Below are 22,876 nucleotides of genomic sequence, written 5' to 3'. Positions count from 1 at the left end.
TCCGCGCGGGCTGCGGGACGGCCCGAACGGCCAAACGGCTGATTCGCGGCGGGCCCGGACGTATCGCCTTTACGCTCGGAGGGCGCGCAGGCGGCGGCAGGCCTCGCGGAGCGGCTCCAGCTCCTTCGCGAAGCAGAAGCGGAGGAGCCCCTCGCCGACGGCCCCGCGGTAGAAGCAGCTCCCCGGGATGGCCGCCACCTTCGAGCGCTCGAGGAGCTCCATCGCGGCGTCCTTGGCGGTCGCGTGGCCCAGGTGCGCGATGTCCGCCAGCACGTAGTAGGCCCCCTGCGGCACGATCGGCCGGAGCCCCGCCGCGTCCAGCGCCTCGCAGAGCAGGTCGCGCTTGTCGCGGTAGTCGGTGGCTAGGCCGGTAAAGTAGCTCTCGGGCAGCGCGAAGCCGGCCGCCGCCCCGTGCTGGAGCGGCGTGGGGGCGCAGATGTAATAGACGTCGTGTACGAGATTGATGGCCCGCGCGAGGGCCTCCGGGGCCACCGCGTAGCCGAGCCGCCAGCCTGTGATGCTGAAGGTCTTGGAGACTCCCATCAGCGTGACCGTGCGTTCGCGCAGGCTGCCCACGGTGGCGGGCGAGATGTGGGGGCGACCGTCGTAGCGGATGTACTCGTAGACCTCGTCGGTGAGGACGAGCAGGTCGTGCTCCTCGGCCACGCGCGCGATCACCTCGAGCTCGGCGCGGCTGAACATCTTGCCCGACGGATTCGAGGGGGTACAGAGCACCATGGCCCGCGTGTTCGGGCGGAGGGCGGCCCGGAGCGCCGCCTCGTCGAGCGCGAAGTCCGGCGGGGCGAGGGGCAAGAACTGCGGCTCTAGCCCCGCCACGAGCGCCGCGTTCAGGTGATAGCCGTAGTAGGGCTCGAAGAGCAGAATGCCGTCTCCGGGGTCGAGCAGGCCGTTCACCGCGGCGGCGTAGGCTCCGCTCGCGCCGACGGTCACGACGATCTCGGTGAGCGGGTCGGCTACGAGGCCGTTGTGCCGCTCGAGCTTGCTCGCGATGGCCTGGCGCAGCTCGAGCGTCCCCTCGGCGAAGGAGTAGGTGCTGCGGTTCTGCTGGATCGCCGCGATGGCACCATCCCGCACGAGGGGCGGGGTGGGCAGGTCGCAGATCCCCTGACCCAGGTTGATCCCGCCCACGCGCTCGCATTCGCGCGTCATGCGACGGATGTCCGAAAGGACCATCCCCTCCACTCGGTGCGCTACGGTGCGACGCATGGGCGGCTCCTTGCAGGTGACGCGCTCCCCGCGACCGTGAGCGCGAGCGGACGTTAGCGCGAGGGCAGGCCCGAGGACAACGGCGACACAGCGCCGCGGCGCTCCTTGACACGCTCAGGGGCCTCGTCGACGATGCGCTCACCTTAGGCATCGAAGGGAGGGCAGCATGCGCAATCGAGCGATCTGGTTCGTGGCGGCAGCGCTGGGCGCGGCGGGCATCGGCGCCGGCGGGTGCAAGAGCGACAACGGGACCCCGGTCCAGGACATTGGCGCCGTGGTGGCGGACAGCGGCGTGACGGGCGACGGCGGCGGTAAGGTGGACACCGCGGCCGCCCCGACGAGCCTGACCGTCGTGACCTACAACACCGGGCTCGCGCACGGGGCCGTGGCGGCGGCGCCCGCCCGCCAGCCGCAGATCGTCGCCGCGCTGAAGGAGGTGAAGGCGGATCTCATCTGCCTGCAGGAGGTCTGGAAGGACGACGACGCGCAGGCCCTGACCGACGGGCTGAAGACGCAGTACCCCTTCTCCTTCCGCGAGAAGACCGAGGACACCTCGACCGCGCAGGTGCGCTGCGGGGACCTCGGTGCGGTGCTCGCGCTCAAGACCTGCGTGGACACTGACTGCACGCCGAAGGGGATCTCGGCCAGCCAGTGCGTGGAGAGCACCTGCAAGACCCCCTACGACAAGCTGGACGACGGCTGCAAGCGCTGCCTCGCCGCCAACACCGACAACCCGACGAGCTGCGCCATCGGCGGCGCCAAGGAGTTCACCTACGGCGGCCGCAACGGGCTGCTCCTGCTCAGCCGCACGGCGCTGAAGGACGCGAAGTACACCCCTCTGGATGCCATCCTCATCAAGCGCGGCGTGATCACCGCCACCGTGGCCGATCGGACGATCCAGTGCACGCACCTCTCGGCCGACCTGGGCGTGGTGCCCTATCCCAAGGACCGACCCTACAAGACCTGGCTCGAGGAGCTGGCGGGCGAGATCCAGACGCTCTCCAAGACCGCGGGCATGGGCTGCACCATCCTCCTCGGCGACCTGAACTGCGGGCCCGCCAAAAACGGCCTCACGGGCGAGGGCGAGGACACCTTCAACGCCCTGGACACGGCGGGCTACCACAACCTCTGGCGCACCCCCGTCTGCACCTGGTGCAAGGACAACCCCCTCGGCGGCGGCGCGGACAAGCTGATCGACCACGTGCTCTTCAAGACCTGCCCGGCCGGCGACGCCGTGACCTACACGCGCATCCTGGACCAGGAGATCACCGTGCAGGAGAGCGGCCAGCCGCTGAAGACGCGGCTCAGCGACCACTACGGCGTGAAGGCGGAGATCAAGCTCGCGAAGTGACGCGCCTCGGCGGGGGTACGGGCCGACCGCTACTCCTGCTGCGCCCTCACGCGCTCGGCGAGGCCCCCGGTGACCCGCGCCAGGAGCTCGTCGCTCACCCCGAGCACCGAGCGCCCGATCATGATCATCGCCTCCACGTCCTCGGCGTCGAGCGCCCCGACGAAGAAGCCCTCGCGCTTGACCACCGCGTTCGCGAAGCGCACGTAGTTCGCGGCCGAGCTACGGTTCGTGGGGTCGTAGTCGTTCACGTCGCGGATCGCCTTGCTGATCTCCTCGGGCAGCTTCCACTTCTCGGCCAGCGCCACTCCCACCGGCCGGTGCACGCGTCCGATGGCCTCGATCCACGCCTCCGAGTCGAGGAAGCTCGCCCGCCGATCGCGGGCCATCCGCTCCGCCTCGAGGAGCATGGTGGCCACCACGGGCTTGCCCACGTCGTGGAGCAGCCCGCACAGGTAGCACCCGTCGTTGTCTCCCTCCTCCGACGCGAGCGAGCGCAGGTCTCGCGCCACGATCGCCACCGCCACCGAGTGCTCCCAGATGCTCTTGTTGGCCAGCGCGATGCGTGGATCGCGCGACTCGAAGATCTGGCGGGCGGAACACTCCATCAGCACCATCTTGACCTTCTGCGCGCCGAGGCGCGTCACGGCCATCTCCACCCCCTTGATCGCGCCCCCCGCCGCCCCGTAGAGCGCGCTGTTCGCCAGCCGCACCACCCGCGTCGCGAGGAGCGGGTCCTGCTCGATGAGCAGTGCGACCTTCTTCAGCGAGAAGTCGGGGTCCCGGATCATCGCCATGGCCTTCCCCGCCACGACGGGCATCACGGGCAAGGTCAGCTTGTCGTCGGCGATCCGCTTCTGGATGATCTGCTCGATCTGACCGGCGACGGCCGCCACGCGCTCTGCATCCATGGTGCTCTCTCCGTGCCGCTTCTTCCGCCGTTACGCCGCCGCCGCACGCGCCTCGCTCACGGAAGCATAGTACGGGATCCCGCCCGTATCGGCGATCTGCCGCAGCACGGCCGCCGTCTCCGGGGTCCCCACGAGCCGGAGCGTGAGACCCGCGCGCCCCGCCTGCTTCTCGAGGTCGATGACGAGCCGCACCACCTGATCGTTGCGCGTCGGTACCTGGGTGAGATCCACGATGGCGTCCTCGTAGCAGGCCGCCGCCACCTTATCGAGCCCCTCGAGGAGCGACTCCTTGATCCGTCGGAAGTACCGCTCCTGGTGCTCCGCGCGCCCGGTGAAGCCCCCCACCTTGAGCAGGTTGTCCTCGACGCTCAGCAGCTCCTGCTTGTCGAAGTAGCGCAGCAGGAAGTCCTCGAGGTTCGTCGGGTCGAAGGGCTTGTAGAGCAGGTCGTCGAAGCCTTGCTTGCGCACCTCCTGGTCCACGGGATTCGTGCTGCGCAGGCTCAGCGCCACGAACGCCGCGTGGGGCTGGAGCATGCGAAGCTGCCCCATCAGCGCCACGCTGTTCACGTCGGGGATGTCGGTGTCGATCAGCACCACGCGGAAGATGCGCTGCCGGACGGCGGTGAGGGCCGCCTGGGCCCCGGGGCACCCCTGCATGGTGATGTGCGCCGGCAGGAGCGAGCGCAGCTTCTTGTGCACGTTCTCCATATCGTCGACGAGCAGTACGTCCATGAACTGCCGTCCCGCCGCCTCCGCACCTTCCTCGACCGCTGGGGCCGCCGGCGCCGCCGCGGGGTTTACCCCCCCCGAGCCCGCCTTCGGGGCCTGCAGGTTCAGCACCCGCGAGATCTTCAGGGTCAGCTCCTCGGGCTTGAAGGGCTTGACGATGTAGTCCTCGATGCCGAGCTTCATGCAGTCCGCGATGATCGAGCGCTTGGACTCCGAGGTGAGCATGAGCACCGGCGTCTTGTCCCCCCGCTCGCGCATGGCCCGGAGCATCCCCGGGCCGTCCAGCTCGGGCATCGTCACGTCCAGCACGACGAGGTCCACTCCGCCGGCGACGAGCTTCTCCAGCCCCTCCACGCCGTGCTCGGCCTCGTCCACCTCGAGCCCCATCCCCGCCACCTGCTTGGAGACGATGCTGCGAATGGCTCGACTGTCATCCACCGTCAGTACGCGCGTCATGGTTCCTCTGTGTCCCCTTCGTCGTCGATTACTGGACCACGGCCTCGGTGATCGCCACCCAGACCTTGACCTCTTTTTCCTGGTTCCTCAGGGTCGCCCCGCGCCAGGTGAGCGCCCCGGCCGGCTCCGTCGCCTCCTCGAGCTCGAGCACCTTGGGCAGCCCGAGCGTCTGATCGAGCCCCATGGCGCTCTTCACCTGACCGGCCACGATGTTCACGAGCTCGCGCAGCGAGTCATCCACCATCTCGGTGTCCACGTCGTCGGGTGCGCAGGAGAACATCGCCCCCCCGAGCGTCTTGCCCCCGCGCTCGTCGGAGGCGATGGCCACGGTGATCGGCCGCCCGCCGCGGATGAGGAGGACCACGGTGCGCCAGGGGGGCAACGCCTGCAGGGGCGACACGCCGCCGCTGTTCTCCTCGGCCAGCGAGAAAGACATCCCGAACATCGTCTTCGTGACGTTGGTGACCAGCGTGGCCAGCGTCGCGGCATTTGGCAGATCGTTCATGCTCTCACTCCCCCAGCTCGGAGTTAGCGTACCAGCCAGCAGCGAGCTGGCGACCCTTGATCAATTCGGTGCTCCCCACGCCGATGAAACCCATCGGGTGGGCGGCACATCGTAGCCGCCGGAGCACCTTCTTGCGATCCTCTTCGTTGAAGTAAATGAGGACGTTGCGACAGAGCACCAGGTCGCAACCCACCGGATCGAGCCCCGGCTGGAGCAGGTTGTGCACCTGCCAGCTCACGCGCTTGCGGAGCGCCTCCTTGACCCGGAAGCCCCCCTCGGCGCCCTCGAAGTGCTTCACCAGCCGCGCCGCACCGAGCCCGCGGTTCACTTCGATGCTGTTGTAGACCCCCTCGCGAGCCTTCGCGACCGCCAACTCGGAGACGTCGGTGCCGACGAGCTCGGTGCGCTCGGCGAGCGCGGGCCAGCCCTCGGCGAGCAGCATGGCCAGCGAGTAGACCTCCTGCCCCGTCGAGCAGGCCGCCGACCAGACCCGCAGCCGCCGGGTGCCCCCGAGCGCAGCGTTCAACCTGGGGAGCACCGCCTCGTGGAGCGTCCGCCAGAAGGCGTCGTCGCGGAAGAAGAAGGTCTCGTGCGTGGTCATGGCGTCGATCACCGCCGCCGTGACCGCCGAGGCCTGCGGCCCCGTGCGCGCCACCTGCACCGCCTCCGTGATGGAGCGGAGCTGGAAACGTTTGACCACCGGCTGCAGCCGCGCCTCGAGGAGGTACTTCTGCTCCTCGGCCATCACGACGCCGCAGGTGCGCTGCATGAACTCGCGCACCGCGGCCCAGCTCTCTTTGTGGTCCGAGCTCGAACTAGCCACGCATTACCTCGGCCACGCGCTCGGCCAGTACCTCGGTCGTGAAGGGCTTCATCAGGAAGTCGTTCGCTCCAGCCGAGAGCGCCGCCTCGACCGAGTCGAGCACCGCGTCGGAGGTGACCATCACGATGCGCAGCTTGCTGTAGCGCGGGTCCTTGCGCACCGCCGACACGAGCTGGAGCCCGTCCATCCCGGGCATGTGCCAGTCGGTGAGCAGGAGCACGCACTCCGGCAGGCCCTCGAGCGCGGCGAGCGCCTCCTCACCGCTGCTCGCCGCCTTCACTTGCCACCCGAGCGACTCCAGCGCCTTCTGCTGAATGCGCCGCATGGCGGCCGAGTCGTCCACGATGAGCGCCATCATCCTGCGAGTCCTCCTCGATGGGGTCGGTCCTCGTCGCCGCTGATGGACTCCACCTGCAGGCCGAGGACCATCTGCTGCTCTATGGGGCACATGCCGAAAACGAACGAACGGTGCTGCGCGCCGAGCGTCTCGGGCGGAGGCTGCCAGCGCTCCTCCGGCAGGTCCAGGACGTCCCCGATCTCATCCACCACCACGCTGATCAGCCGGTCGTGGGCCTTGATCACGAGCAGGCTCCTGGCGCTCTCCTCGCCCCTCTCGGGGAAGTGGAGTCGTCGCCGCAGGTCGATGGCGGTCATGATCTGGCCGCGCAGGTTCAGCAGGCCCACGATGTGCTCGGGAGCCAGCGGCACCGGCGTGAGGGGCTGCGGCATCAGCACCTCCTGCACGTCCTCGACGGGCAGGGCGAAGAGCTCGCCGGCCAGGTAGAAGGTCGCCCACTTCCCCGCCTCGGAGCGGGCTAGCTGTTCGTACAGGCTGGACGACATCTAGAACCTCCCCAGGTCGGACGCGCGCTTGCGCGGTGCGGTAATCCCATGGGCCTCGAACGCTTCGAGGAGTTCCTCCCGCCGGAGCTTATGGACGCAAGCCCGGGCTCCTGCGGACATCACGCGCCGCTCCATCGCCGGGTCGTCGTGCCTGGTCCAGACGAAGACCGGCAGCGTGGGATGTTCCTTGTGCGCCGAGGCGAGCACCGTGTAGCCGTCGACCCCCGGCATCTCCAGGTCCGTGACCACCGCGTCGAAGCGGTGGTCTTGCTGCGCCCGCAGGGCCTTCAGGGCCGCCTCGCCGCTCCCGACGTCCACCACCTCGAGCCCCGTGGCGCGCAGATACCCGGTGAGGGCGGCGCGCATGGCGTTCGAATCGTCCACCACGAGGATCCGCTGCGGCCTCGCGGCTGAGTTCCCACGCCGCTCCTCGACGAAGGTGGGGACGAGCTCGCGCGCGAGCCGGAAGACGTCGAGCAGGAGCGTCGTGCGACCGAAGACCACCACCCGCCCGAGGGTAAACGGGGTCGCGTCGCGGCCTACTTCGTCGTCCAGCTCGAGCTCCACGATGTCCACGATACGGTTCACGGCCATCCCCACCATCTGGCCGAAGTCGAAGACGATGAGCGGTTGCTCGGGACCGGCCGGCTCGATGCTCTGCCCGATGGGGAGCAGCGCCTCGGGGCGCATGATGGGCATGATCGTCTGGCGGTACTGCACCACTTCGCTACCGCCCACGCGCTCGAAGCTGCTGGCGGGCAGATGCTCGAGGCGGGCCACCATGGCCAGCGGCACCGCGCAGGGCGTCCCCTCCCCCGCGGAGAAGACGATGTACGGTTGCCGCGCCGCGGCCTGACGCTTGGCGTTCGCCTGCGCCGCAGTCGCCGCACGCTTCTGCGTCGAGAGGTCGATCCCCGCCATGCCGGCGATCCCGGCCACCTCGAGGATCAGCGCCACGCCGCCGTCCCCGAGCACCGTCGCCCCCGAGTAGCAGGTCAGCCGCTTGAGCTGCCCGTGGAGCGGCTTGATCACGATCTCCTCGGTGTCGTGGATCTCGGAGACCACCAGGCCGTAGCGCCGGCTCCCCACGGCCACCACGACCACGTTCACCCCGCCGACCGCCGCGCGCAGGCCCCCCGGGCCGAGGCGCAGGACCTCCGAGAGGTCGACCAGGGGCAGGATCTCTCCGCGGAGGCGGTAGATCGGCGCGCCGCGGACGGTCTCGATCCTCGCGCGCGCCTGCTCCTCGTTCAGATAGACGAGCTCGAGCAGGTTCACCTGGGGGATGGCGAAGCGCTGGCCCCCGGTCTTGACCAGGAGGGCGGGGATGATGGCTAGCGTCAGCGGCATCTTGAGCCGGATGACCGACCCCTTGCCGAGGACGGATTCCAGCTCGACCTGCCCGCCCGCCCGCTCGACGTGCGTGCGCACCACATCCATGCCCACGCCGCGGCCGGAGATGTCGGTGACCTTCTCCGCGGTCGAAAACCCGGGGCGAAAGATCAGCTCGAGCGCCTCCCGCTCGCTCAGTTGATCCGCCTCCGCCGCGCGCAGGAGCCCCTTGCGGACCGCGTGGGCTCGGAGCGCCTTCGCGTCCATCCCGCGGCCATCGTCCTCGACCTCGATGGTCACCATCCCCCCCTCGTGGGAGGCGCGCACGCAGAGGCGTCCACCCGGGGCCTTGCCCGCGGCGAGGCGCCGCTCGGGGACCTCGATACCGTGGTCGATAGCGTTCCGCACGATGTGCATCACCGGGTCGCGGATCGCCTCGACGAGCGCCTTGTCGATCTCGGTGGCCGTCCCCTCAACCTGGGTCGTGACCTGCTTGCCCGTCTGCTGGCAGAGGTCGCGCACCATGCGCGGGATGCGCTCGAAGACCCGCGCTACCGGCTGCATGCGGGTCTTCATCACCTGCTCCTGCAGGTCCGAGGTCACGAGGCTCAGCCGGTGACAGGCGGCCTGCGCGTGGGAGTTGGTGTCGCGCACCGCGCGCACGATCTGCACCATCTGGTTGCGCGCGAGCACGAGCTCCCCGATCAGGTTCATCAACCGATCGAGCACCGCCACGTTCACGCGCACCGTGCCGTCGCTCGACTCGGCCTTGGCGCGCTCGGCCTCCTGGCGGGCGCTCTGCTGCTGCTCGAGCGCCTGATCGAGCTGGGCCGGAGTCACCACGTGCTGCGCGACGAGGAGCTCGCCCAGCTTGGGCACCGCCGCCTGGAGCTCTCGCTGCGCCGCGAGCGCGCTCTCGAGCTGCTCCGGCGTCACGCCGTGCCGGGTCGCCAGCACCTCGCCCAGCTTCGGCACTTGTGGCGCCTCGAACTCGCCCTCCTGGAACGCGGGCGTCCCACCCACGCCGCCGGGCGCGATAGCCGCGCCACCCTCCTTCAGCGTGGCCTTCAGCTTCTCCACCAGCGGCTCGACGTCCTCGTCGCCCTCGTCGCCCGTGGCCTTCACGCGCTCGATCATGCGCCGGAGGACGTCGGAGACGGACATGAGCAAGCTGAAGTGCGCCGGCCGCGGCTCGAGCTCCTCGTCGCGGAGCCGCGACAGGAGATCCTCCGCCACGTGCGAAAGCGAGAGGATGCGCGTGAGCGCAAGAAAGCCGGACGTGCCCTTGATGGTGTGGATGTCGCGAAAGAGGCTGGCCATCAGGTTCGTCGGGGCCTGTCCCCCTTCGGCCGCAAGGAGGAGCTTCTCCACCCGCGTCAGCGCCTCGAGCGATTCCTCCACGAAGAGCTCGAGGGTCTCCGGGTCGCGCTCGGGGAGGTTGCTCTTGCCGTCGCCGCTTCCGCTCATGGACCGGCTATCCTTTCCCGTGCTGCTTGTGTCCGGAGGTCCACTTCACCACCCAGTTCGCGAGCTCTGGCCCCGGCGCCACCGCGTCGGCGCCACCCGCGGCTACCGCGGCCCCCGGCATCCCCCACACCACGCTGCTCGCCTGGTCCTGCACGACCACCGGAGCCCCCTTCGCGCGGAGCACCACCGCGCCCGCCGCGCCATCGGTTCCCATCCCCGTCATGAGCACCGCCACCGACGCCGACCCGCAGGCCGCGGCCACCGACCGGAAGAGCGGGTCCACCGCCGGACGGCAGTTGTGCTCCTCTGGACCCTGGTCCTGCTGCAGGACGAGGAGGTTCGCGCGCCGCGCCACGGTGAGGTGCAGCCCTCCGCAGGCCAGGTAGACCGTACTTGGCTCCACGGGGTCGCTGTGGCGCGCGAGCACCACGCGGCGCCCGCTCTGCTTGGCGAGGAGCTCCGCGAAGTACGGCACGTGCAGGGACGGCATGTGCTGGGTGATCACCACCGGTACGCTGAACGCTGGTGGGAGCCGCTTCAGAAACTCCACCAGCACAGGGGGCCCGCCGGTCGACGCCCCGACGGCGACGAGCTCCCGCCGCATCGCGAAGTGCGCGGTGCGCGGCGGCGGCACCTCGATTCGCTCCCTCGGCGGCGCCACGGTGCTGGTCACGAGCGACGAGCGAACCGCGTCGACGACGCGTTCGAGCGCGGTGCTGAGCTCTTGCGCCGCGCTCGCCCCGCTCGGCTTGAGGACCAGGGCCGCCGCTCCGATGAGCAGCGCGTCCACCGAAGTCGTGACCCCCGTCCCGCTCCCTCCGGTCACCAGCACCGTCGGGACCCCCGGATGGTGCTGCCGGATCCAGCGCAGGAGGTCGAGCCCGGACTCGTCTCGCAGGACCACGTCCAGGGACACGAGGTCGATCCCCCCTTGCGCGAGGCGCGCCTGGGCCTGCGCGATGGTGCCGACGCCCGCCACTACTTCTACCTGCGCGAGTCGGGAGAGGGTGCGGGAGACGATGTTTCGGTAGACGGGGTCGTCGTCGACCACGAGCACGCGCAGCGGCCCCGGGGGTCTCGCACTGATGTTCCCGTCGGTACGCAGCTGCACGCCTCGCATCTGGGGCCACACGTCCGTCCAAGTCCCCCGAAGCCTCTACTGCAGTGCTGCCGCTCGGAGCCCTTCTGCCAGCTCCTCCACCCCCACCGCGCCGCTCTGCGCCACGGCCGCCTGGTTCTCGGAGTCTCGAGCCGCCTCCGCCACCCCCGAGATCACGTCCACCACGGCGGACACTCCCGCAGAAACCTCGGACGCGTGGCGCGCGATCTGTCCCACCGTGGCCGCTTGCTCTTCCACCGAGGCGGCGATGGACGACGAGTGCGCGTCGATCGACTCGATGATACGGACGATGTCGCTGATCGCCGCGACGCTCTTGGCCGTGTCGGCCTGAATGGTCTCGATCTGCTGCGCGATCTCCTCCGTGGCGCGGGCGGTCTCCTTGGCCAGCTCTTTCACCTCGTTGGCCACCACGGCGAAGCCCTTGCCCGCCTCGCCCGCCCGGGCCGCTTCAATCGTGGCGTTGAGAGCGAGCAGATTCGTCTGCTGGGCGATGGTGCTGATGACCTTCGTCACCTTACCGATGGCAGCCGAGCTCACGCTGAGCGCTTGCACGGTGGTGTTCGCCCCCGTGGCCAGCTCCTTGGCCTGGCGCGAGGTCCGCGCCGACTCGCTCGCGTTCGACGCGATCTCCCGGACCGAGGCGCTCATCTCCTCGGCCGCGCTGGCGACGGAGGCCAGGTTGCCCTGGATCTCCTCCGCCGCGGAAACCACCATGCTCGCCTGCGCCGAGGTGTGCGAGGCGCGGTCCGCGAGCTGATTCGCCGCCTGGACCAGCTGTCCCGCGGCCTCTCCGAGCTTGACCGACGCCTCTTTGACCCGCCCCTGGGAGCTCTCGGCCCGTTCGCGGGCCTCGAAGCGCCCGAGACACGCGGAGACGATGCGTCCGACGCTCCGCAGCGTCTCCCGCCGTGCTCCGGAGACCGCCTCTCCCTCGCTGCTGAAGCACTCCAGCACCCCCACGACCTCGCCGCCGCGCATGAGTGGCACGCAGGTGGCCGAGAGGAGGCCTGCCTCGCGCGCCGCGTCAACGCGGTCGTGCCCGATCAACGACGACACGCCCTCGACAACGACCACGTCGCGGTCTCGCCAGGCCAGGCCGGGAAGCCCCTGGCCGAGCCGGAAGGCCGACGAGAGCGTGGCGCGGCGGAAGGAGTCGTGGACGCTGCCCGACTCGATCTTGGGGGTCAATCGGCCGTCCTGGGCCTCTAGGGACCAGTAGGTTCCATAGGCCCAGCCGAAGGCGCTCCGCAGCGCGTCAAGCGCCGCGTGGGCCGCGTCGTCGGCCGCCGAAGCGTCATCGATGGCCCCGACCAGTGCGACGAGCAGCCGATGGCAGGCCCGTGCGTCCTCTAGTTCGGCGCGAAGCGCATCCGCAGCTCCCGAGCGGCCGTTGCCGTTTCCCCCGTCACCGGGGCCTCCGGCCCCTCTGGCCTTGCCGCGGGGGCTGCGGGGCTTGGATGGTTTGATGTCGGGGCTCGTCCCGTCCGGATGATCCGCAGCCATTGGCGTCTCCCTGCCATCTCCCCCCCAGGATTTCCAGCAATACACTCTCCACGGAGGCGCCCCCTCGCTTCCGATGTATCCATCATCGACCAGGTCCTCCGATTCTTGAGTGGCCCAGCCGCCAGTCACAATTCCTTTGGGTACCTAATCAAGAGAAGCCGCCCCCGTCGAGAAACGCGGCCCTGATGTGCGCGCCCAACTACTTCGGCCACCTCACGATCTCGGCCGACGATCCTTGACCGATCGCCGCCGCGTCTGCGATCCTGCGTCGGATGTTACAGGCACGAAAAAGTGTCGCGCAAGTTGCGTCACTGAAGATCCATCCAAGGAGAGCGGAATGGCCATCACGGACAACCTGGTAAAAGTGCACCGCGAGCTGCTGGACCTGGCGAAGGAGATGTCGGCCTCGCTGGTCCCCGCAAAAGTGGCCACGGATGCGGAGACGATCCGCAAGCAGCTCTCGGCCTTCGCAGGCAAGCTGAGCGTCCACCTCGCCATGGAGGACAAGTCCTTCTATCCGCGCCTGCTGGCCAGCACCGATAGCAAGGTCGTGGCGACGGCAAAACGCTTCCTGGACGAGGTCGGCGGACTCGGCAAGGCCTTCAGCGACTACAACGGTAAGTGGCTCACGGCGAAGGCCATTCAGGCCGACGCCAACGGCTTCATCGCCGAGTCCAAGAAGATCTTCGCCGCCCTCGGGGACCGGATCGCCAAAGAGGAAAAGGAGCTCTACCCGCTCGACAAGGGCTAGGGACACCCCCTAGAGCGCCGAAGTCACGCAGCCTCGGTGACGAAGCGACCCCCTGCATGCCATACTCGCGTCATGCATGGGGGAGACACGCATGGGGACTCACGCGCCGCACCGCTCTGACGGTTTCACTCACACCTTCGTTCCGCTTGCAGCCGCTATTCTTTCCTGCGCCTGCGCCGCGCCCGAACCCGCACCGCTCCTCGATGCGGGTAACGTCCCCGCGCTGCAGCGTCAGATCGATCTGCTCGTCGTGGCCGACAACTCGTCCTCCACCGACGAACTCCGCGACACCCTGGCAATGCACCTGCCGGCGCTCCTCGACGCGCTCGGCAAGGACGCCGCGGATCTGCCCGATCTTCGCCTCGGGGTGGTCACCGCCGACCTCGGAGCCGGGCCCTACCGCCTCGGCACGTGCGAGCGCGTCGGCGGCGACGGCGGCAAGCTCCGGCCGCCGGCCTCGAGGCAGGGCTGCCCGAAGCTCGAGGCCCCGTACGTCGAGCTCGTGGCCGGCAAGAGCAACGTGCCGGGTCCCGAACCCGAGCTCGAGAAGCTCGCGCAGGCCTTCCGTTGCCAGCTCGCCCTCGGCAACGGCGGCTGCGAGTTCGAGCAGCCCCTCGAGGCCGCGCGCCGCGCGCTCGACCCGGCCCGCCGCGTGAACCCGGGCTTTCTCCGCCCCGGGGCGCTCCTCGCCGTGCTCTTCGTCACCGACGAGGACGACTGCTCCGCCGCGAAGACCGAGCTCTACCGCCCCGTGCCCGCCGGCCTGACCGATCCGCTGGGGCCTCTCTCCGGCTTCCGCTGCTTCGAGTTCGGCATCTGGTGCGATGTGAACGATCGCTCCAAAATCGGCCCGCGGCATGGCTGCCGACCCGTCGGCGACTGGCTCGTGGCGATCGCCGAGTACGAGAGTTTCTTCCGCCAGCTCAAGCCCCCCGGGCGCCTGCTCCTCGCAGCGGTCGCCGGACCTCCGGAGCCGGTCGAGGTGGGCCTGGACGTGACCGAGCCGACGCTGCTGCCCTCCACCGGTCGCTGCTTCGAGGGGGGCGCGCTCCCGGCCATCCGCATCCACGCGCTCCTCGAACGCTTTCCCCCGCTCCTCTTCGCGCCCAAGTGCGTTCGCGGCCAGCTGAGCGGCGACTACCGGCCCCTGCTCTCCTCGCTCGGCAACGCGCTCCGCTCCCGCCTCCCGCCCTCCAGGCCCGCCCTATGATCCGGGCACGGTGCTCGTGGGAATCAGCCCCCGCAACCTCCAGCCAGTCTTCAGGAGCCAGGTCCGCGGCTCGAGCACCGGCGGGTTTCCGTCGGGGCGCAGCGGCGTGAGGTCCTTCCAGCCGTCGAAGTAGCGGGCCGAGCTGCACGCGTCCAGGTCGCGTCGCGGTACCCACTTGCCGCGCGCGACGCTATGTTTGCGCGAATTCTGAAGCACGTACGCCAACGCCGCCTTCACCTCGCTCGGCGTCTTCAGGATGTGCTGGTGGTAGCGATCCCGAAAGACCCGTCCCCGGCGGCCCACAGTCCCATTCAGCGCGTGCGCGAGGCGAATCGCCAACGCCCGCAGCCCCTTCATCAGCACGCCCCGGTCCTTCGCCTCCGTCACGAGGTGCAGGTGGTTCTTCTGGATCGAATAGTGCGCGAGGTTCATGCCGAACCGTCCCGCCGACTTCACGAAGGCCTTCTCGATCGCGCGTAGCTGCTTCTTGCTCCGCAGGTTCGGCAAGCCCTCCACGATCTTCATCGTGACGTGCACCGGAAACCGGCTGGCCAGGAGCGGTCGCGCCCGATGCGGCAGCCCACTTCCCGGCTTCTTCTTCCTCCCCGCACCCTCGCGTTTCCCGCCCCACCCCGTCGCCTCCCGCATCGGCAAGGGGAGCTGCTTCGCATAACCCGCCGGAAGACGCGTGCCCGAAGTCTGGTCATCTCCCGAGGAGGATTTATGTTTGTGTGCCATCATGAATAAGGCCAATAGTAGCAGAGTGCCAGTCGGACGTCAAGAGATGTCCTTGCGCACACCAACGCAACGATCAGCAACAAGAAGACCCTCCCGACGCACCGATCCGCCCCGACCGCCCGCCTGCGCCCACCGCCGCTCGCGCTCTCGCCCACCCTCCCATCGACAGCCATCCTCCCCGGCGCACCGGTCCGCCAACGCCGTCCGCATGCGCACACCACCGTCCGCGCCCGCGCCTACCTCCCGTCGCTGGCCATCCTCTCCGACCTCCCGACGCACCACGGCCGCCCGCGTGCGCCCACGGCCGCCCGCGCTCTCGCCCTGGCCCCTTCCCGCCCATACCCGACGCCAATGCCCCGCTCGCGCAGTTCGCGACGCTCCCCGGTCCGCGGTATTCTGCCCTCTCCAACACCTGACGGAGGAGCTCATGCAGCGCTCACCAGCCCTGCCACTTTGCGTCGCGGTCACGGCCATCTCACTCGTCGCGTGCAGCTCGACGACCTCGACCCCCGCCGACGCCGGAGTCACCGACGGACGAACGACCGACGGCGCAGTAGCGGGCTTCGGCACGGTGACGGGCAAGATCTCCGTCGCGCCAAACATCTTCCCCGCTCCTCCGGGGGACCAGGCCGGCAGCGTGGTCGTGGCGCTCCTCGACGCCCCCCCCGACCTTGGCGGCCAGCCCCTCAAGACCGTCGTGCTGCAGGGGGACCTGAAGAAAGGCCCCCTCACCTACACCTTTGATCGCGTCCCCGCGGGTCGGTACCTCGCGGCCGCCTTCCTCGACGACAACGGCAACTTCAGCGCCGAGAAGCCCCTCGACGCCGGAGATCTGACCGACTCGCTCATGGTCTCCATCGAGGTCGCCCCGGCCAAGACCGTCACCGCGGATCTGCTTCTCGACACCCCCGTGCCCCCCGAGACGCCCGTCTGCGGCCTCGGCGCGCTCGACGGGACCAAGCGCCGCTGCGTCTTCGACTTCATCTGGAACCACGCCAAGCGCAACTACCCCTTCTTCGCGCTGAAGGGCGTGGACTGGGACGCGGTGAAGAAGGTCTACGAGCCCGAGCTCGACAAGTCCGCCACGGACCGCGAGTTTCACCAGCTCGTGGCGCGACTGCTGGCCGAGCTCAAGGACGGCCACTCCTTCATTCGCAGCGTGAACAGCGCCTTCGGCCGGCGCGTGCCCGTGGCCGGGGTGCGCCTCGCGCTCCTCGACGGCGCCGCGTATGTGGAGCGTCTCGATGCCGGCTCCGCGGCAGAGAGCGCAGGGCTCAAGGTGGGGGACCGCATCGTGACCGTGGACGGCAAGACCTTCGCCGAGCACGAGACGCAGAACGGCAAGCTCATCCCGCGGCCGAACGACGCGGGGTACCACCGCACGCTGCTGCAGTCCTGGCTCTCCGGCGAGGAGGGGTCGAAGGCGGCGCTGAAACTCGAACGCGACAACCTCGCGCTCTCCATCCCCCGCGCCGCACCGCCCGCCCCCTCGGGCCCGATCCTCACCAGCCAGCGGCTCGCCGGCGTGTCGGGCAAGAGCTACGCCCACCTGCGCGTCCGCACCTTTCAGGACGCCAAGCTCGTGGGCGAGCTCAAGGCCACCTTCGAGGCGCTCAAGGACGCCAAGGGGCTCATCCTCGACCTGCGCGAGAATCCCGGCGGCGAGTCGAGCTACCGCAACGCGCTCCTCGCCTACCTCCTTCCAGCGGTGACGACCGTGGCGCGCGACTACCATCGCGGCACCCCCGAGGCCTTCGTGGAGGACGTCGTGGTCCCCGCGCAGGGGGCGTTCACGGGGCCGCTCGTGGTCCTCACCGACGAGGGCTCGTACAGCAACGGTCACCTCGCCCCCACGATCCTCAAGGCCCTCGGCCGGGCCAAGCTCGTCGGCCGCACGACCGGCGGGGGCAGCGGCACGGTCGAGTTCTGGCCGCTCACCGCCGAGCTGACCATCGGCCTCGACTACGCGGCGGTCACGACCCCCTCGGGCACCCTCGCGGAGGAGCTCGGCACCAAGCCCGACATCGAGGTCGCGCAGACCGCGGCCGACGTGAAGGCGGGCCTCTACGCGAGCCCCGGCGTCCCGGCCAAGGACGTGACGCTTCAGCGGGCGCTCAAGGAGCTCGGGGACTGAGGAACCGAGGAACCGAGGCCGCGGCGCAACACAGCCTGCCGGGATGGCTCGCGGCCAAGGTGACCGGGTTCAGTCGAGGCTGCGCGCCACGTGCACCGTGAGGTCCCCGAGCAGGTTCGTGTAGCTGCCGTACTCGTTGTCGTACCAGCCGAAGACCTTGGCGTGCGTCACCGGCACCTCGATCCCCGTCGCCGGGAGCGCCTTGAGCACCTCGGCAGGGATCCCCGGCACCTGCGCGAGGTCGAGGCGCACGAACCCGGTCCGGGTGTGCGTCTCCACCGCTTCCACCACCACCGCCGCGCGGAGCCCGCTCACGTCCGCCGGCACGTTCTGCTCCTCGCTGTAGACGAGCAGGCCGCGCTGGGCCCCCGCCGCCGCGTCGGCGTAGATGCGGTTCAGGCGCTCGCGCGTGATCTCGCTCGACCCGTCGGGAGCCAGCCGCGACTGGAAGGTCACGTTGAGAATGATCAGCGACTCCGTCGGCAGCGGGATCCGCACCGAGTCGGCCATGAAGCCGATCTGGCGCACCTGCGGGATCACCTGCTCGAGCGCCTTGGCCGCGTTGGTCGACGTGAGGACGATGCTGTTCAGCACGCTGCGGCTGCGGCGGAGGTCCGTCGCCCCGGCCTTAGGGACCGTGTCGAGCACGCTCTGGCTGTTCGTCGCCGCGTGGACCGTGCTCATCGAGGCGGTGATCACGTTCGAAGCGTGCAGATGTTCTAGAATGGGCTTTACTAAATGGGCCAGCGCCGTGGTGGTGCACGAGGCCCCCGCGACGAGCGCGTGTCGGTCGGGGTTGAAGGCGTCGTGGTTGATGCCGTAGATCAGGGTCGTCACGTCGTCGGGGACGCCGCGGCTCTTGTCCTTGATCTTGAACGGCGCGCTGTAGACCACCTTGCGCGCCCCCGCCTCGAGGTGCCCGCGCAGCGCCCCCGAGGCGTGGTCCGCCGGGCGCGTCGGGTCGTCGAAGGCGCCGGTGCAGTCCACCACGACCCGCACGCCGTGCTGCCGCCAGCCGATCTCTCGCGGATTGCGCGCCTGCTGCAGCACCCGCACCGGGACCCCCGCCACCTCGAGCAGCCCCTGCTCCCGGTCGGCGATGCGCACGCAGGGCTCGGCGTTGGCGCCGAAGAGAAAGCGGTGCATGGCACCGTAGGTCGAGTCCTTCTCGATCACCGCGCAGACAGCCTCGAGCCCGGTCCCCACCGGGCGGCCCACGTTGACCACGAGGCGCCCGAAGTGCCTGCGGGCCACGTGGTGCCAGAGGGTGAGCTTGCCGATGCGACCGAGTCCGTTGATCCCTAGCGCCTCCGTCGGCAACGTCGTCATGGTCCCTTCCTTTCCGGCGCCGGCGCCTCAGCGTCCGGCTGCCTCGCGGATCCCTTCGCCCCGGGTGGTGGTCACGGCGTGACGGCCGAGATACACCGACCCGTCCAGCCCGCTCAGCGAGAGATACTCGCCGGTGTTCACCCGGCGACCCGCGAGCAGGGAATACCCCTCGTCATCGTGCACCTCGAGCACGCGGCACCCCACCACGCAGGTCCGGCCGAGGCACTGTGCAGCCACCGCCGCGTGGCTCGTCGCGCCCCCGACAGCCGTCAGGAGCGCATCGGCCTGCAGCACGAGGTGGATGTCGTCCGGCACGGTGTCCGGTCGCACCAGGATCACGTGGTCGTGCGGATGCCGCTCCCGCAGCAGCGCGATCTCCTCGGCCGTATGGGCCACCCGGCCGCACAGCGCCTCGCCACCGGCCCCGATCCCCGCCGCCACCTTGGCCGCCTCGAGCTCCGCCGTCGGAAGGAAGGCCGAGACCGTGCGCAGCGCGGCCAGCACCATGTCCCGCGTCTGCAGCACATAGAGCTCGCGCGGGTCGTCGCTCTCGAAGGTGAACTCGATCTCCTGGTGGTTCATCCCCATCTCTTCGATGAGGGTGCTCGCGTGCCGGTGCAGCTCGCGGTAGATCGCCGGGAACTGCCGTTCGAGCGTCGCGACGTCGCCGCGCCGCTGCGCCTCCCGCTGCGCCTCCGTGATCGGGAAGGTGCTGACCAGCCCGCTGACCACGTCGTCCCCCTGCCCCTGCACGATGTAGTCCCCGTCGAGCTGGACCCCGGCGCGCCCCGAGAGGCGCGGGCGCGTGAGCACCACCCCGGTCCCCGAACGCGGGCTCAGGTTGCCGTAGACCATCGTCTGCACCACCACCGCCGTCCCCCAGTCCTCGGCGATACCGAGCGCGCGCCGATAGGCTCGGGCGAGCTCGCTGTTCCACGAATCGAGGACCAGCTCGACGCACATCTCGAGCTGCTCGTACGGGTCGTCCGGCACCTCCACGCCGTGATCCTCGACCAGCTCGCGGTAGCGGAGCGCGAGCTGCCGCATCTTCTCTGGCGGAAACTCGGCCTTCTTCGGCGCCGAATGGCGGCGCTTGGCCTCCTGCATCAGGCGATCGAAGCGGTCGCGGCTGATGTCGAAGGCCATCCCCCACATCTGGACGAAGCGCCGATAGGCGTCCCACGCGGCCCAGGCGCTTCCCGAGCGGGAGGCGAACCCCTCCGCCACGGTCGGGTTGAGCCCCACGTTGAGAAAGCTATCCATCATGCCCGGCATGCTGATCGCCGAGCCGGAGCGCACCGACAGGAGGAGCGATCCGCCGGGGTCCCCGTACCGCGCCCCGACGCGGCGCTCGAGCTCGGCGACCTGGCGGCCGATGCGCTCGCGTAGCTCGGTACGCAGCGCCGGGTAGACCCGGATCGCCGTGCGGCAGCGGAAGAGCTCCGTGGCGAGCACGAAACCCGCCGGGACCGGAAACTTGGCCTCTGCCAGCCGCTTCAGCAGGCAGCCCTTGTTGCCGAGCTGGATCACTCCCGGGACAGGCCCTGCCTCGCTCCCCCTCGACCGCTCCGGCCGCCGCTCCCCGCCGCCCTCGACGACCCGCTCCCCCCGGCGCGGCGCCACGCCCTCGATCGGCGAGGCCAGCCGCTCGAGGTCGAGCGCCAGCAGGAGCGTCCGCGTCTCGTCGTCGAGCCCGTCGCGCTCCGCCCGCAGCGTCTCGAGGATGCGCCCCACGTAGAGGTCCAGTCGCTGCAGCCCGAAGCTCTGCGCCATGAGGTCGCGCAGAAAGGCCTCGGCGTGTCGGAGCGCCCTCTCCCGCGGGTCGTCGCCCTCTGCCGCGCCGCCGCGCACGCCGTCCCGGACCAGGATGCGCGGGAGCAGGTCCTCGAGGATCGGCTGATAGATCTCGAGGAAGCGCAGCCGCACGAGGTGTTTCAGGCTCTGCGCGATGAGCTGGAAGATGTCGAGGTACTGCTCGACGGTGGTGCCGGCTAGCCCGAGCGCCTCCTCGAGCATCTCCACGCGGGCGCTGAAGCCGCGCGCGTTGCAGCCGTCCACGCGCAGGGCCCGCAGGAAGTACCGCAGGGTCCGAGCCACGCGCCGGAGCGTCGTGCGCGTCATGACCTCCAGGTTCTGGTCCGCGACGACCCGTTCGAAGAGCACGTCGGCGAGCGATTCGAGCCGGAACGAGAGCCCGAGCGCCTCGAGCTTCTCCTCGCGGTAGCGCCCGTAGACGCTCGGGATGCCCACCGCGACGTGGCGCTTGCGGTAGATGTCCTCGACGGCCGTCGTCGCCTCGGGCTGCAGGATCAGCGCCTTGAGCCGCTCGAGCAGCCAAAGCGCGCCGTCGAGCGCCTCTTCGAGCCCGCCGGCCTCGAGCCCTCCCTCGAGCTCCTTCGCGAGCGCTGCCACGCGCTCGGGGTCCAGGCGATGGAAGGCGCGCAGGCGACCCACCAGGTCCCCATGGTCCAGCTCGTACTTGCGCCCCACGAGGCGCCGCAGCTCGAGGAGGAGCACCGCGCGTTCGCGCTCGACCGGGTCCGCGTCGGGCACGAGCTCCTCGAATCGGCGCGTGAGCTCGTCGGTCCCCAGCCGGTAGTAGGGCCGAAGGTCCCCGCTCGGCCCGAGCAGCGGCAGAAGGACGCGCCGCAGCTCGGTCCACCGCTCTCCCCTCTCCTCGACGGCGAGCCGCGCCAGGAGCTGCGGGGGCAGCAGGCGCTCGAGCGGCCCCGCCTCCCCCGTGACCATGAAACGCGCGGCCTCTTCGACGAGCGGAGCCACGAGCGCGTTGCACTCGACGTGGCACTGCTTGCGGAGGAAGTGACAGAGGGGGTCGTGCCGGTGCGACAGCTCGTCGAGGCGCGTCGAGACCTCGCGCAGCTCTCCCTCGGCGCCGATGTCGCTGAAGTAGATCGGGAAGAGCTTCGCCAGGTGCTTGAGCTGGTGATAGACGGGGCCGATCCCCGCGTTGAGGAGCTGCGAGACGTCCTTCTGGAAGAGGTCCGTGTCGGCGAGGAAGACGCCGCCCAGGCGCAGGTGCACGACCAGCGCGGCCAGGAGGCGCCGCGTGAGCTCGGGGTTGACCTCGATGAGACGCAGGTAGGTGCGGACGTTCACGAGGTGCGCCGGGGAGACGCGCGGCTGCCACTCCTCGGTGAAGCCGGCGAAGCTCGGATAGTGGAAGTCGAGCGTCAGGATCTCGTCGATGAGCGCCTCGGCGGCCGGCCGGTCGTCGGCGGCGAGGATCGCCTCGCCCACCGTGCCCACCAGGTTGAGCGTCGTCTCGGGGTGCGGCGAGGGGAGCTGCCGCAGCACGGCGAAGGTCTCGCGCACGAAGCCGGCGAGCGTCGCCACGTCGGCCTGGCGAATCACCGCCACGCAGCAGCGGGCGATGTCGCGCAGGGCCTGCTCGTGCGCTCCGTCGAGGTGCGGGCTGCTCAGCACGAAGGAGAGCCAGCGCACCTGGCGGAGCGGACCGGCAAGGGCGCTCGCCGGACCCACTCCTTCTCCCCCGAGCTGGCTCCCGACGTCGAGGTAGGCTTGCAGGAGCTGCGCCTGGTCGGGGAGCACGAGCAATCGCTCGGCGTGGCGGGCGAGCTCGGTCGCGTCCTCGGGGGCCGCCCCGAGGATTTCCAGCTCGGCTCGGTAACCGGCCAGCGCGCGGTGTGTGATGGCGTCGAGCTGCGGAGGCGGCACCTCCACCCCTGGACACCAGGTGACGGGATCCACCGCCGCGAGGAGCCCCGCCACCAGCTGGTTCACGCTGCGCGCGAGCAGGTCCAGCGCGTGGACCAGCGCCTCCCTGCCGCCCACGAGCTCTCGCGCCGTCTCGAAGAGGAGCCGCGCAACGCGCTTCAGCCGTGGCGTGAGCGCCGGGGCGAGCCGCGCGTCGGCCAGCAGCCGCTCATCGAGCCGACGCAAGATGTCCTGCACCACGCCGAGGTGTCGCTCGAGCGCCTGCTCCGAGCCCGAGAGGATCTTCTCGCCGTAGTAGCAGAGGTAGCGCAGCGCCACCTCGCGCAGGGCAGGCGGCTCGGCCTCGCGCGCCATGCGGGCGTAGAGCGCGACGTAGACGGCCAGCCCCTCGGCCCCGCGCGGATGGTCCCGGTAGTGGGGGAAGTCTCCGAGCGCCCGGTAGTGCAGGTCTTCGAGCGCGCGCGCCCAGCCGATGTAGCGGTGGTTGAGCTCGCGCAGCAGCCGCTCGGTGTCCTGCTGCACGCCGAAGAGGGGCGCGGTGATCTCGAGCAGCACCCGCTGCTCCTCCGGGATCACCACCTCCACCGCGGTCCGCTGCAGGTTGACCGTCAGCGCCTGCGACTGAAGCTCGGCCATTTGAAACAAGCGTACCGCGCCCGTCAGGCCCCGGCTTGATGCTTCTCAACGGAGATCTTGGCCGCCGCAACGCACGCTGGACACGCCACCACGAGAGCGGGCCAGCTTGACCCCACGC

At 70.0% G+C, this 22,876-nt stretch carries 17 protein-coding genes; 4 read left to right on the top strand and 13 right to left on the bottom strand.

Going from position 1 to position 22,876, the window contains the following annotated elements; translation table 11 throughout:
* Nucleotides 1-69 precede the first annotated feature (69 nt).
* Nucleotides 70-1,227, bottom strand: coding sequence for a pyridoxal phosphate-dependent aminotransferase (locus IT371_29345; GenBank protein ID MCC6751794.1), 1,158 nt, complete (start codon nucleotides 1,225-1,227; stop codon nucleotides 70-72).
* A 166-nt stretch (nucleotides 1,228-1,393) separates the two neighbouring features.
* On the opposite strand from IT371_29345, the gene IT371_29340 reads away from it, so the two are divergent.
* Nucleotides 1,394-2,578, top strand: coding sequence for an endonuclease/exonuclease/phosphatase family protein (locus IT371_29340; protein MCC6751793.1), 1,185 nt, complete (start codon nucleotides 1,394-1,396; stop codon nucleotides 2,576-2,578).
* Nucleotides 2,579-2,607: 29 nt separating this feature from the next.
* Here IT371_29340 and IT371_29335 read toward each other — a convergent pair whose 3' ends face one another.
* Genes IT371_29335 through IT371_29295 form a run of 9 tightly spaced genes read right to left on the bottom strand, consistent with a single transcriptional unit; the run spans nucleotide 2,608 to nucleotide 12,264 of the window.
* Entirely contained in the window at nucleotides 2,608-3,486 is an 879-nt protein-coding gene (locus IT371_29335; protein ID MCC6751792.1) for an HDOD domain-containing protein, read from the bottom strand.
* A 30-nt stretch (nucleotides 3,487-3,516) separates the two neighbouring features.
* Nucleotides 3,517-4,671, bottom strand: a complete 1,155-nt coding sequence (locus tag IT371_29330) for a response regulator (GenBank protein ID MCC6751791.1) — start codon at nucleotides 4,669-4,671, stop codon at nucleotides 3,517-3,519.
* A 28-nt stretch (nucleotides 4,672-4,699) separates the two neighbouring features.
* The gene (locus tag IT371_29325; protein ID MCC6751790.1) at nucleotides 4,700-5,176 is read right to left on the bottom strand and encodes a chemotaxis protein CheX; all 477 of its coding nucleotides are present in this window, start codon (nucleotides 5,174-5,176) and stop codon (nucleotides 4,700-4,702) included.
* Nucleotides 5,177-5,180: 4 nt separating this feature from the next.
* Complete coding sequence (locus tag IT371_29320) at nucleotides 5,181-5,999, bottom strand: protein-glutamate O-methyltransferase CheR (protein MCC6751789.1); 819 nt, start codon at nucleotides 5,997-5,999, stop codon at nucleotides 5,181-5,183.
* Nucleotides 5,992-6,357: a response regulator gene (locus IT371_29315; GenBank protein ID MCC6751788.1), complete on the bottom strand. Its 366-nt coding sequence runs from the start codon at nucleotides 6,355-6,357 to the stop codon at nucleotides 5,992-5,994. The genes IT371_29320 and IT371_29315 overlap by 8 nt, the downstream gene beginning before the upstream one ends.
* A complete protein-coding gene (locus IT371_29310; protein MCC6751787.1) occupies nucleotides 6,354-6,842 on the bottom strand; it encodes a chemotaxis protein CheW in 489 nt (162 codons plus the stop codon). Before IT371_29310 ends, IT371_29315 begins: the two co-directional genes overlap by 4 nt.
* Nucleotides 6,843-9,641 (bottom strand): chemotaxis protein CheW, encoded by a 2,799-nt coding sequence (locus IT371_29305; GenBank protein ID MCC6751786.1) that lies wholly within the window; start codon nucleotides 9,639-9,641, stop codon nucleotides 6,843-6,845. It lies immediately after the preceding gene.
* Between the two features lie 7 nt (nucleotides 9,642-9,648).
* Nucleotides 9,649-10,761, bottom strand: a complete 1,113-nt coding sequence (locus IT371_29300; protein ID MCC6751785.1) for a response regulator — start codon at nucleotides 10,759-10,761, stop codon at nucleotides 9,649-9,651.
* Nucleotides 10,762-10,797: 36 nt separating this feature from the next.
* Nucleotides 10,798-12,264 carry a GAF domain-containing protein gene (locus IT371_29295; protein MCC6751784.1) on the bottom strand — a complete coding sequence of 489 codons (1,467 nt, stop codon included), beginning with the start codon at nucleotides 12,262-12,264 and terminating at the stop codon, nucleotides 10,798-10,800.
* 337 nt (nucleotides 12,265-12,601) lie between these two features.
* Between IT371_29295 and IT371_29290 the strand changes: the two genes are divergently transcribed.
* Entirely contained in the window at nucleotides 12,602-13,015 is a 414-nt protein-coding gene (locus IT371_29290; protein ID MCC6751783.1) for a hemerythrin domain-containing protein, read from the top strand.
* Nucleotides 13,016-13,106: 91 nt separating this feature from the next.
* Nucleotides 13,107-14,225: a hypothetical protein gene (locus IT371_29285; GenBank protein MCC6751782.1), complete on the top strand. Its 1,119-nt coding sequence runs from the start codon at nucleotides 13,107-13,109 to the stop codon at nucleotides 14,223-14,225.
* Here IT371_29285 and IT371_29280 read toward each other — a convergent pair.
* Nucleotides 14,220-14,873, bottom strand: coding sequence for a hypothetical protein (locus IT371_29280; protein MCC6751781.1), 654 nt, complete (start codon nucleotides 14,871-14,873; stop codon nucleotides 14,220-14,222). The genes IT371_29285 and IT371_29280 overlap by 6 nt on opposite strands.
* Before the next feature lie 517 nt (nucleotides 14,874-15,390).
* Here IT371_29280 and IT371_29275 point away from each other — a divergent pair.
* Nucleotides 15,391-17,097 (top strand): PDZ domain-containing protein, encoded by a 1,707-nt coding sequence (locus IT371_29275; GenBank protein ID MCC6751780.1) that lies wholly within the window; start codon nucleotides 15,391-15,393, stop codon nucleotides 17,095-17,097.
* 69 nt (nucleotides 17,098-17,166) lie between these two features.
* Here IT371_29275 and IT371_29270 read toward each other — a convergent pair whose 3' ends face one another.
* Together IT371_29270 and IT371_29265 are read right to left on the bottom strand one after the other, a co-directional pair.
* A complete protein-coding gene (locus IT371_29270; protein ID MCC6751779.1) occupies nucleotides 17,167-18,426 on the bottom strand; it encodes a glyceraldehyde-3-phosphate dehydrogenase in 1,260 nt (419 codons plus the stop codon).
* Nucleotides 18,427-18,453: 27 nt separating this feature from the next.
* Entirely contained in the window at nucleotides 18,454-22,758 is a 4,305-nt protein-coding gene (locus tag IT371_29265; GenBank protein ID MCC6751778.1) for a hypothetical protein, read from the bottom strand.
* Between the last annotated feature and the right edge of the window lie 118 nt (nucleotides 22,759-22,876).

The organism is Deltaproteobacteria bacterium (assembly GCA_020848905.1).
GTDB lineage: Bacteria > Myxococcota_A > Polyangia.
This window is presented reverse-complemented; position numbering and strand designations above follow the sequence as displayed.